Annotated in this window: 8 protein-coding genes; 6 read left to right on the plus strand and 2 right to left on the minus strand. The window is 70.9% G+C overall.

Features of this window, described 5'->3' with window-relative positions; all coding sequences use genetic code 11:
• Nucleotides 1-59: 59 nt before the first annotated feature.
• Both IF23_RS0129190 and IF23_RS35485 read left to right on the plus strand, forming a co-directional pair.
• Entirely contained in the window at nt 60-1,310 is a 1,251-nt protein-coding gene (locus tag IF23_RS0129190; RefSeq protein WP_078654348.1) for an aminotransferase class III-fold pyridoxal phosphate-dependent enzyme, read from the plus strand.
• A gap of 51 nt (nt 1,311-1,361) precedes the next feature.
• Nucleotides 1,362-5,180, plus strand: coding sequence for a hypothetical protein (locus IF23_RS35485; protein WP_030289010.1), 3,819 nt, complete (start codon nt 1,362-1,364; stop codon nt 5,178-5,180).
• Between the two features lie 78 nt (nt 5,181-5,258).
• Here IF23_RS35485 and IF23_RS0129200 read toward each other — a convergent pair whose 3' ends face one another.
• Entirely contained in the window at nt 5,259-6,608 is a 1,350-nt protein-coding gene (locus tag IF23_RS0129200) for an alkaline phosphatase (RefSeq protein ID WP_425423896.1), read from the minus strand.
• Nucleotides 6,609-6,821: 213 nt separating this feature from the next.
• Here IF23_RS0129200 and IF23_RS0129205 point away from each other — a divergent pair, with 213 nt between their 5' ends.
• The 3 genes from IF23_RS0129205 to IF23_RS0129215 all read left to right on the plus strand — a co-directional run bounded on the left by IF23_RS0129205 (nt 6,822) and on the right by IF23_RS0129215 (nt 9,389).
• Nucleotides 6,822-7,397 (plus strand): hypothetical protein, encoded by a 576-nt coding sequence (locus IF23_RS0129205; protein ID WP_245655152.1) that lies wholly within the window; start codon nt 6,822-6,824, stop codon nt 7,395-7,397.
• 81 nt (nt 7,398-7,478) lie between these two features.
• Entirely contained in the window at nt 7,479-8,276 is a 798-nt protein-coding gene (locus tag IF23_RS0129210; protein ID WP_107127056.1) for an APH(3') family aminoglycoside O-phosphotransferase, read from the plus strand.
• Nucleotides 8,277-8,510: 234 nt separating this feature from the next.
• Nucleotides 8,511-9,389: an IS5 family transposase gene (locus tag IF23_RS0129215; RefSeq protein ID WP_245655153.1), complete on the plus strand. Its 879-nt coding sequence runs from the start codon at nt 8,511-8,513 to the stop codon at nt 9,387-9,389.
• Nucleotides 9,390-9,928: 539 nt separating this feature from the next.
• Here the strand turns inward: IF23_RS0129215 and IF23_RS35700 are convergent.
• The gene (locus tag IF23_RS35700) at nt 9,929-10,066 is read right to left on the minus strand and encodes a hypothetical protein (RefSeq protein ID WP_030289018.1); all 138 of its coding nucleotides are present in this window, start codon (nt 10,064-10,066) and stop codon (nt 9,929-9,931) included.
• Between the two features lie 415 nt (nt 10,067-10,481).
• On the opposite strand from IF23_RS35700, the gene IF23_RS0129230 reads away from it, so the two are divergent.
• Nucleotides 10,482-11,057, plus strand: a complete 576-nt coding sequence (locus IF23_RS0129230; RefSeq protein ID WP_030289023.1) for a hypothetical protein — start codon at nt 10,482-10,484, stop codon at nt 11,055-11,057.
• The last annotated feature ends 292 nt before the right edge of the window (nt 11,058-11,349 follow it).

Here is an 11,349-nt window from a genome sequence, read left to right on the forward strand (position 1 = left end):
AATGACTGTGGACGCGTCGTCCATCCACGTTCAACAGTGCATCGAGAAAGAGGCTGACGATGACTCAAAATTTTGCGACCCTGGCCGAAATCCCCACCTGTCCGCGGAATGCGGAGGGAAATCCCCGCGTATTCGTCTCGGCCGAGGGTGCCTATGTGACCGATGACGCGGGAAAGCGCTGGATCGACTTCGACAACACCCGCGGGTCGGTCCTGCTGGGCCACGGTGACCCGGAGATCGCCGAGGCCGTCGCCCGCGCGGCCACCGGGTCGCTCGGCACCGCCACCGGCTGGAGCCCACTGTTGGACACGGTCGTCTCCCGGCTCCTTGAGCTGTGCGGCGGGGAGGTGGTCGGCCTCTTCCGCACCGGCACCTCGGCCGTGCGCGCGGCGGTGCTCGCGGTACGGGAGGCGGTGGGCGCCCCCCTCGTCCTGAGCGCCGGCTACCACGGCTACGACCCGATGTGGTCCCCGGCCAAGGCCCCGTTCGAGCCCAACGCGGACGGCGTCATCGACTTCTTCTTCGACCTTGACGCCCTGGCCGACCTGCTGCGCGACCGCGAACGGGTGGCCGCCGCGGTCATCTCCCCCGACCACATGCACCTTTCCCCGCGCTGGTACGAACGGGCGCGCGCCCTGCTCGCCGAGGCGGCGGTCCCGCTGATCGTGGACGAGGTGAAGGTGGGGCTGCGCTACGGGCCCGGCCTGTCCACCGCGCAACTGCTGGACGCGGACGTGTGGGTGGCCGCCAAGGGCATCGCCAACGGCTTCCCGACGGCCGCGGTCGGCGGTTCGCGGACCCTGCTCAAGCCGCTGCGCGAGATCTCCTACACCTCCTTCTTCGAGCCCACGGTGCTGGCCGCGGCCGAGCAGACCCTCGCCAGGGTGGCTACCGGACTGCCGCAGCGCACCGTGCGGGAGACGGGCGACCGCTTCGTGGAGCACGCGCGCGCCGCGCTCGACGCGGCCTCGCTGCCCGTGGAGGTGGCGGGCGACGGCACCTTCTTCCAGTTCGTCCCCGCCACCCGCGAGGTCAAGAAGGCCCTCTACAAGGCGGCGGAGGAAGAAGGGCTGCTGTTCTACCGGGGGGACAACCAGGCCGTCTCGGCGGCCTTCGGGCCGGACGTCCTGGCGGACGCGCGGACGCGTTTCACCCGCGTCTGCGACCGGCTCGCGCCGTTCGCGGGAGCCGGACCGGTCGGTGAGGACGCCCGCTACCTGGCCGCATGGAGCGTCATGGACGGGCTGCGCGAGGCCGAGCGCGACGCGCGGCGGACCCGGGAGTGGGTCGAGCGGCTCCTGGACGACTGACCGCCACGCGCCACCCGCACCCGCCGACACGAAAGGGCACGAGCCATTCCCATGGACAGGCCGTCGAACCATACGCCAGCAGACCCGGAAAGCGCATACGGTGCGAAATACGCCCGGCTCCTGGAACTTTCCACCCACCCCCGGTTCACCTCCGTCGCGCTGCCGGTCTTCCCGTTATCGGACGGGACCGCCCGGGAATTCCTGGACACCGTCCCCAGTTTCGGCGGAGAAACCGACGAGACATCCCCGCAGGACGACGCGACGGAACTCATCACCGGTTACGCGGAATTCCTGCGCAATCGGTGGCCCGGACTGTCCGACGACGTCGTCGCCACCTGCGGCCCCGCCCCCTGGATCGTGCGCAGTTCGGGCGCCGAGGACCAGGAGGACAACATCAACGCGGGCGGTTACGACAGTCTGGTGTGCGCCGGGCCCGCGGACCTGCCCGGCATCGTGGCGGCCGTGGTGTTCAGCGGTTACGGCGAGCACGCCGTGGCCCAGCAGCGCCTGACCGACCCGGACTTCCGTCCCGGGCCGATCCCGGCCTTCGTACAGCCTCTCGTCGACGCCTCCGCCTCCGGGCCGCCGCCCGCCCCGCAGGAGATCCCGCTCCTCGACCGCACGGAGACCGAGCGCGTCGCCCGCCTGCTGGCCGCCCTGCACGACCACTTCGGCATGCCGCGCCTGGACTGCGAATGGGTCCTGGAGACCGACGCGGGCACCGTCTCCGTCACCAGCCTCACCGAACGGAAGCAAGAAGGCGGCGTCGTCGGGCAGCTCTCCCTCGGCTTCGGCTTCGCCTCCGCCCAGCGCCTGGACGGCACCGACAACAGCGTCGTGTGGCTGTCCGGCGACGGCGCGACGCCGCTGTGGCGCGGTGAGCTGCTGCGGACCGTACGGGTGCGGGCCGCGCGACTGGTCCAGGTCCGCCCCGCCGTTGCGTTCGACCCCGCCCCGACCGTGCGGGTACTCACCGACGAGGACCGCGCGAGCTGGGAGGACAGCCACCCGGGACGCCCGGTGGACCTGCTGGTCCCGCCGCGCCGGGTGGCGGCCACCGCATTCCTCGCCGCCGGCCGCCTCGACGACGCGTGGGCGCAGTACCTGCGGCTGGACGCCCCACAGCGGGCCGCCACCGGGCACGTCTTGGTCGAGCGCGGCAGCCCGGCCGAGCACGCCGCAGTGATGTTCCGCCAGTACGGCGTGGCCGTGCTGCGCTGCCGGGCGGAGGACGTGCCGGAGTCGGCGTCCTACGTCCTGGCCGACCCCTGGGCGGAACGCTGCTACTTCGGCGCCGGCCACCCGCCCCGGGCGCGTACCGTGCCGCGCCGGGTCGCCGCCGTACCGTCCGGCTGCCGCCTGCTGTTCGACGAGCGGTCCTGCGCGCCGGCGGCGGCGGACCTGGCGGACGGACGACGGCCGGAACCGTCCGCCATGCCGGGGTACGAGGAGCTGCGGACGGCGGCCCACCTGTCTCCCATGGCACGCGAACGCCTGGTGACGCGCAGCTTCCTGCCCGACCCCGACTGCCACCTGCGCGACGGCGACGCGGTGGCGTCCCCGGCGTTCGTGGCCCGCGCGGCCGGGGCCGCGCTCGCCCTGGGCGCCGATCCGGCGCGGGTGGTGTCCGCCGTTCCGGACGAGGCCGCCGGGTACGTACGCGGTCTCGTGGCCGCCCGGGCGCCGGGGCACGTCACCGGCGTCCTGCCGCGCTGCGCCCGCCTGTTGGGCGCCGGGAGCCTGAAGGCGGCCACCGGCCGGCCGGACGCACGGCTCAGTGTCGTTCTGGCCCGGATCGACGGCCGCGACGGGATCTCCGACACCGTCCTGCTCCGCCTGCTGCCGCCGGTCCTTGCCCTGGCGGACTCCGCCGTCGGGATGGACGCGGCCCTGGACCTGCTGCTCGCGGTCGAGTCCCTGGCCGACGCCATGGACGCCCTTGACGTCCACGCGGACCGCGAGCGCGACGCCCTCCTCGTCCGCCTGCTGGACGCCCTGCCGCTCGAGGACCCCGAGACGGTGGGGGAGCTGTGCCGACTGGCCCGGCGTTCGGCGCTGCCGCCCGGTGAGACCGCCCGCCTGGTGGCGGCCGCCTCGGCGGACCCGGAATTCGCCGCACGCCACTTGGCGTTGGAGCGCTGCCGGGTGGCTCTGTCGGCCGCGGATCCCGCCGCCGCGCCGCAGCGCGCCCGCGAGCTGGCCGCCGCCTACCGCGCGTACGCCCGCGGCCCGCTCCTGGAGGACGACGGCCGGATCCTGCTGGACCTGGTCCGTTGCGACCTGATCGAAACCTATGACGCCGCGCTCAAGGACCTCCTCCTGAAGCTGGTGGACCGCCCGGGACCGGTGGTTCACCAGGGCTATCTGGGCATCATGCTCGGCTGGCTGGAGCTGGCCGAGGCGTTCGGCCCGACGGACCGCGAGGCACGGGCCGTCGAGGTGTTCCGGATGTGGGTCGCACAGTGGCAGGCCGGACCGCCCGCCGAGGACCACACCATCGAGGAGAACGCCTCGTGGCGGCGGGTGCTGGAGGGCGCCGCCGACGCCGCCGCGCCGCCTCCGCCCCCGGCCAATCCGCACCGGCTCCACAACGCCCTCCACCAGTGGCTGCTGGCGACGACCCGCCGCTACCCGGCCGAGCGGGCGCCCAGCGGTGTGGCCGAACTGCACGAGGTCGCCGACCGGTTCTGCCGGGGCGGCAACAAACTGCTGCGGCTGACCCGGGAATCCTTCGAACTGGACGTCCCGCTGTCGCTGCACAAGGCGAGCCTGCTGTTCACGCCCGAACGGATCGAGGCCGAGTGGAGCGAGCAGCCGGACGTCACCGAGGAGGAGACCGGCCGGCTCGCCGCCTTCGAGGTGTTGCTCGCCCGGTTCGGCGACTGGTTCCCGGACGTGACGCTGCGTTCCGAGCGCCTGCTGGCGGCCGGAACGTGGACACTGCGCATCGAGGCCCGCCCGGCCGGGCGGGCGGAGCGCTTCGACCTGCCCCGGATGCGGCTCGTCCTGGGACTGCTGCGGACGCTGTTCGACGGCTCGTACGACTTCTCGTACGTGCCAGCCAAAGAAGTCGCCCACCTGGAAGAGGCGTTCGCCTCCCCGCGCTGGGCAGCGGTCTTCGCCTCCCTGGTGGACTACCGCGCCCAGTACGACGACTCCGCGCAGTACGAGACCCTGGAGACCCTGCCCCTGGCCCTGTCGATGAGCATGCTCTGCACCGACACCTGGACCCGGGAGACGGTGCTGCGCCTGGCCGACGCGGACCCCGGCGTGGCGGTCGAGCAACTGGACGCCTTGGGTGGGGAGTTGCGGGAGGAGAGCGCCCCCGCCGCTTGGACGACGGTGTTCCACCGGATCCAGCAGACGGCTCTGGTCCTGGCCGCACGCCACCCCCGGGCGGCTCTCGACGCGCTCGCGGCCCGTCCCACGGCCGGCTGGGCGAACATCCTGGCCACCGCCGTACTGCCGCGCGCCGACCTGCGGGCACCGCTGCGGGCCGCACTGCGCCGGGGGCGGCCGGGCCACCCGCTGACCGCGCTGGTGCTGCGCCACGCCCCGCACCTGGTGGTGACCGCGGCCGACGCCGCGGACCTCGCCCGGGCGGCGCTGCGCGCCCCCAAGGCGTACCGCCGCCGCAAGCAGTACCTGGCCCACCGCCACGCCGCCGCACTGGAGACGGCGGGGCTCCTCGGCCCGCTGGTGGCCGATCTGGAGGTGGTGCCGTACGGGTGCGACGCCGACGCGGAGGCGGCGCTGTCGCGGGCCGTGACAGCGGTGGGGGGACGGCTGCGCTGCGACATCAGGTCGAAGATCGACGAGACGCACCCGGTGTTCCTCGGCGGCCCGGCCCACGCCGTCCCCGCCCCGTAAGGGGTGACGCCCGCAGGGCACGGGCCGCTCCCCGGGGACGCGGGCGGCCCGTGTCGGGGCGTGGCCGGGGAAGGAAGCTCAGCGCAGGGCGAGCGCGCCCGTGATGGTCGTGAAGAGCCACGTCTGGTCGGTGACGCCCGACACCCGCTCGGCGAACGGCCCCTGGGCCGCGATACGGACCTGGGTGCCGGTGTGCTCCTGCCCGTCCTCGGGCGTGGCCGTCGTCGCGTAGCTGACCTTGAGCCGGCCGCCCTCGTCGGTGACGAGCGTGGCCGACAGACCCATCGGTTCCGCGTCCACCGGCACGATCTGGCCGCTGTGCCCGTGGTCGGCGGTGGTGATCACGAGGGTGTCGGGGTGGCGCTCGGCGTAGTCACGGGCGACCTTGACGGCACGGTCGAACGCGGCGGTCTCGCCGATCTGGCCGCACGGATCCGCCTCGTGGTCCTGCTTGTCGATCGAGGCACCCTCGACCTGGAGGAAGAAGCCCTTGTCGTCCCGGCCTGCCCGCGCCTTGGCCTCCAGCAGCGCGATGGCCTTGCGGGTCTGCGCCTCCAGCGTGGGGGTACCGGCCGGGCGGCGGGGGTTGCTGGTGACGCAGCGCTGCGCCTCGGTGCCGCCGCGGGCCGCGGGCCGCCCGGTCCACTCCACGGGCACGTCCTCCGGCGCGAACAGGCCGAGCACCGGCTGCCCGGGGCCTGCCGCGCGCAGGCCGCGGGCGTCGGTCACGATGCGGTATCCCAGCTTCTTCGCCTGCTGGGCCACGGTGAGTCCCGCGTACGGACCCTCGGTGATCTTCTGCTCAAAGCGCTGCCGGCCGCCGCCGAGCAGAACGTCCGGCCGCAGCCGTACGGACTGTTCGGCGATCGATCCGAGGCCGCCCTGCCCGATCGTGTCGCGGGGGCACGCCTCCATGTCGGCCGGTCCCTCGCAGTCCCGGTCGCCGACGTGCGCGGCCATCGCGGCCGGGGTGGCGTCGGTGAGTTCCGCGGTGGTGACAGACCCGGTCGCCAGGCCCTTGCGGCGGGCGAGTTCGAGGATGGTGAGCATCGGACGGTCGGTGTCGGGGGTCTTGGATATGCGGTAGTTGACGGTCTTGCGGCCGGTGGCCCAGGCGGTGGCGCTCGCGGCGGAGTCGGTGACGTAGTCCGGCCGCCCGTGCTCGTCGACCGAGTAGGTGGTGTACGTACCGGTCTGGGGGAAGCCGTCCATGTGCAGCCGCCCGCCCGCGCCGACCGTGTAGTCGCGGGCCAGGGTGATCTCCGAGTCGCCCATGCCGTCGCCGACCAGCAGAATGACGTTCTTCGCTCTCTTGGAGCGGTCGCCGGAGTCGGCGTCGGCCGTCGTGGACACGACGGCGCCGGCCGCCAGGGCCACGGTCAGTGCACCGACCGCCCAGACCGGCCGACGGCGGAAAGAACGGGTGATCGTTGCCGTTGCTCTCATCGTGCTGGACCTCCGAACGCGCGGAACCGCGAGCGGCCCCGACGGCATCATCAGCTTTAGCGGATAGATTGACTGGAGAGCGTACGCCAACTGGTCGGTCATGCGTCAACAGGTAAACAAGGGCGTACGTGAAGGCATAGAGTCATCCGTCCTTGCGGGCAACGACGCCCGCCGAACCGCAGGCAGGGTGGGCGCATGAGTGATCACACATCGGCAACCGATCAGGAGGGCCGCCCGCTGCTGCGGGCGTTTGGGCAGCGCCTCAACGAGTTGATCGCCACTCTGTACCCCGACGAACGCAAGCGCCCGGGGTACGCCCGGCTCGCCAAGGAGATCCGCGAGACCACGGGCGGGGCCATCTCCGGCACGTACCTCTGGGAGCTGGCCACCGGCAAAAAGCGGAACGTGACCCTGGAGCAACTCGACGTGCTGGCCGAGTACTTCGGTGTGCCGCCCGAGTACTTCCTCAGCGAGGACGTGGCCGAACGGGTCAACTCGCAGCTACGACTGGCCATCGCGCTCCGCGACTCCAGGGTCCGCAACCTGGCGCTGCGCGCGGAGGGGCTGTCACCGGCCACCCTGGACGCGGTGCTGACCATCGTCGAGGAGGCGCGCAAGGTGCAGAACCTCGAACCCGCGGCGGGCGACGGCGGCGATGATGATGGCGATGGCGATGGCGATGGCGGTGGCGATGGCGGTGGTGGTGACGGCGGTGACGGTGACGGTGACGGCGGGGATGGCCCGGGAAAGCCGTCCGCCGCCTCGTCATGACCGCAGCGGGAACGGCTCATTCCCGCCCCTGCGCCGCATGACGCGCAGGGCCGCGCCCGGACATCGGCCAGGATGTCTCCCATGAGCGACATGAGCGAAGAAGTGCGAAAGCTTTACCCTCGCCATACCTGGACGCCGGTCACCGAAGGCGACTCCGGCGCCTTCGTCCACCACCTCACGGGCCCCGGCGAGTTGTACGTCAAGCTCGTCCCTGCCCAGCCGGACACCGGCCTCGACCTCAAGGCGGAGGCCGACCGCCTGGAATGGCTGACGGCACAGGGCCTGCCGGTCCCGCGCATCGTCGACCTGGGCTCCGGCGCCACTGCCTCCTGGCTGGTCACCGAAGCGGTGCCGGGCGTATCCGCGGCCGAGGAGTGGCCCACCGTGCAGCGCCCCGAGGTGGCCGAGGTGATGGCCGACGTCGCCCGGCAGTTGCACGAACTGCCCGTTGAGGCGTGCCCGTTCGACGCGAGCCTGGACGTGGTGATCCCGCAGGCGCTGCACCGCCTGGAGGCGGGCCTGGTGGATCTGGGGGACCTGGAGGAGGAGCGGGCGGGCTGGTCGGAATGGCGACTTCGAGCCGAACTCGAAAGCGCCCGCCCGCCGCAGGAGGACGTGGTCGTCTGCCACGGTGACCTGTGCCCCAACAACGTGCTGCTCGACCCGGAGACGCGCAGGCTGACCGGGGTGATCGACGTGGGCCGGCTCGGCCGCGCCGACCGCCACGCCGACCTGGCCCTCGCGATGCGCGAACTGTCGCGCGAGGAGGACCCGTGGTTCGGCCCGCACTGCGTGCAGCGTTTCGTTGAGCGGTACGGCGCGGAGAACATCGATCCGACGAAGACCGCCTTCTACCAGCTCCTGGACGAGTTCTTCTAACAGGGGTGTGGCCGGCCGCGGCGGCGCAACCCGCGCCGCCCCGCAGGCCGTTCCTCTGGAGGCACCCGTGAAGGGACGCGTATTCCACACCTCCGACTGGCACCTGGCCGCCAGATCGGCCGCCATCGACGTGAGAGTGCGGTACGTGATCTTCCGTCCGGCTTGTCATCGCTCAATGGTGTGACGTTGGGGAATCGTTGCCGGTCAGGCGTCCGTGATTCGCTGGGTTTTGGCATGGGCATGCGCAATCCGTACTCCAGTGACGTCTCCGACGAGCAGTGGGTCCTGGCCGAACCCGTGATCACAGCGTGGAAGGCCGCGCATCCGTCGGTCAGCGGCCACCAGGGCAGATATCCGATGCGGGAGATCGTGAACGCGATCTTGTACCAGAACCGCAGCGGCTGTCAGTGGGGCCTGCTGCCTCACGACCTGCCGCCCGCCGGGGCGGTGAAGTACTACTTCTACAAGTGGCGCGACGACCGCACCGACCAGACCATCCACGACCTGCTGCGGTGGCAACTACGGGAGAAGAACCGGCGATTAGCCGACCCGAGCCTCATCGTGATGGACACGCAGAGTGTCCGTGCCGCTGTCGGCGTCCCGGCCGACACGACCGGCAAGGACGCTTCGAAAAGAGTGCCGGGCAGGAAGAGATGTCTGGCCGTGGACGTGTCGGGCCTGGTCGTCGAGGCCGTCGTCCTGCCCGCGTCCGCGCACGACAACGCCGCCGGCATCGCGTTGCTGGACCGGGTGACCGCCCAGATGGACACTGTCAAGAAGGCCCTGGTCGACCAGAGGTTCAAGAAGAGCGTCGTCGACCACGGCAAGAACCTGGGCATCGACGTCGAGATCGTCGAGCGCAACCCGGCCGACGTCTGCTTCGTCCCGCAGGCCAAGCGGTGGATCATGGAGCAGACGAACGGGATCTTGATGTTCTACCGCCGCCTCGTGCGCGACTACGAGCACCGGCTCGCCTCCTCCCGCTCCCGCGTCTTCTGGGCGATGACCTCCGTCATGGCCCGCCGCCTCACCGACGCCACGCTCCCCCCTGGAGGCTCGTGTGAGCGAGAACCCACAGGTCAAGGCCGTCCTGGAGTACGTGGAGAGGCGTGAGCGCGAACTGGCGGACCTGGCGGCCGGGATCCGCGTTCGCATCGAGGAACTCACCGTGCAGCTCGGCGAGTTCGACGCGGAGAGCGAGAACCTGCGCGTCACCCGCAAGACCCTCCTGGCCCTGCCCGCACCCGCCGACGAGCCGGACCATCCCGAAGTTCCCGACCACCCCGCCTCCGCGCTGCCCACCCACACGATCGGCTGGCCCTCGCTGTTGCGGCCCCAGTGCGGTTCCTCCATCGAGGTCTCGTGCCCGCCGGGCAGGACACAGATCCGCCCCCAGCGGCCGTGCTTGCCCCCACAGAGCCCGGCGAGCCCCTCCGCGTCGCGCCTGGTCGTAGCGGTCCTGGAACGGCTGGAGACGGGCGTACAACTCCATGCCCAGCTCCGTCTCCGACGCCTCCACCCGCGCCCGCGCCTCCCGCACCCCAGGGCCGGACAGCACAGCCGAGATGACGTCCTCCGCCTCCGCGAAGGACCTGGTGCGGCCGTGCCGCCGCACGGCCTCCTGCACGCACAGCTCTTCCTCGGCGTTGTCATCACGCCGCTCCTTCCGTGGCCGCCCATTCCAGCCCGAGGCCGGCGAGCGCGGCGAGCTTGTCGACGGTCAGCTTGGTCCGGCGGCTCTTGGCGTTGGACAGGAACACCCCGAGCTTGACCTCGCTCCCGTCCGGCAACGCCTCTACGTGGGCCCTGGGGACCTTCACAGAGCCCGTGCGGGCCTTGTTACTGCCGCCAGGCCGCAACCCCTCTCGAAGGCGCCGTGGATGGCTCCGCGGACGCGTCCGGCTCCACCGGGGCCGGAGCCTCAGCGAGCGGAGTGACGCCGATGGCCTCCAGACGCCCGCCGCCCGTTGCGGTGCCTCGCCGCGGGTTTGGCGGCGCGGGCCCGGCCTCCGGGAGGAGGACGTTGCCTTCACCGACGAGCTCGAGCGGCCATAGGTCTGTGTTCGCGATCCCGGGATTCGGCGAATTTTTGAGAATCTGTGACGGGTGTACAGATTTTTTGGCTGGAAATTCGAGATTTCCTCGTGGTGTCTGTTTTTGGCGTAGAATGTGGGGAGCGATATCGATTAATGGAGGGGGCGTCAGGTGCCGGATAGGAGTATTGAGTTCGGTAAGTTCGGTGCCCGGGGCATCAAGGGGTATGAGGCGGTTGCGCGGCAGCTCGATAAGCTTGCCGGTTTCATCGCTACGCCTGTTACTGTGCGCCGTGGTTTGATGGCGCGTCTGCATTATCTGACGCGTTCCGCTCATGCCCGCGTGGCTGCGCGGGAGGCGGGGCTGACGGTTACGGACCGTACGCTGAAGGCGTGGCTCGATGGCAAGCGCACTCCGAGCCGGCGTAACCTCGCACGGATCGAGGATGCCTACTTGACGGTGCGTCGGCAGAACGTCGCTCGCTACCTCCTGGGTCGTCTCAACCGTGAGGGGCGGGGGACGCGGGTGGAGTTTCACCCGCTCAATCAGTCGCAGGTCAGCCGTCCTCATCAGCGTGTGGTGGCGTACCGGGTGCTGAATGTGCGTCACTGGGACGCCGTGGTGCAGGCGTGGGCGGACAATGACGAGGAGGGGCTCGACCGGGCCTGGTTCGACGACATCACCGTTGATCTGGGCAGTGACTACGGGGCGTACGAGTACGTGACCAACATCGGATTCGCCGCCTGAAGTCGAAATGTTCTTGACGCGCCGTCTGGAGAATTCAGACGGCCGGTGATGACCGCTCAGGGCTTGCACAATGAATTGACATTCACCTATAATGGATACCTGAGCGAAAAGGGGATCAGGTATCCAGCAGAGCCGCCCTGGCAGGGAATTGACCGGCCGCCAATCTCCCCTCAGGAACACCGAAAGACAGGCCCCGACCCCGTAGCCAGCTGAGGAATTCGCGGAGCGAATTCCTGTCCGGCCCGAATCGCGGAGCGAATTCGGGCACCGGTCAACGGAGTTGACCGGGTAT

This window comes from Streptomyces catenulae, from assembly GCF_000718015.1.
GTDB classification, from domain to species: Bacteria; Actinomycetota; Actinomycetes; order Streptomycetales; family Streptomycetaceae; genus Streptomyces; species Streptomyces catenulae.

Coding starts and splice junctions, on each gene's coding strand:
- IF23_RS0129215 (WP_245655153.1), top strand. CDS start 8,511: ATGGGCATGCGCAATCCGTACTCCAGTGACGTCTCCGACGAGCAGTGG.
- IF23_RS0129205 (WP_245655152.1), top strand. CDS start 6,822: ATGAGTGATCACACATCGGCAACCGATCAGGAGGGCCGCCCGCTGCTG.
- IF23_RS35485 (WP_030289010.1), top strand. CDS start 1,362: ATGGACAGGCCGTCGAACCATACGCCAGCAGACCCGGAAAGCGCATAC.
- IF23_RS0129190 (WP_078654348.1), top strand. CDS start 60: ATGACTCAAAATTTTGCGACCCTGGCCGAAATCCCCACCTGTCCGCGG.
- IF23_RS0129210 (WP_107127056.1), top strand. CDS start 7,479: ATGAGCGACATGAGCGAAGAAGTGCGAAAGCTTTACCCTCGCCATACC.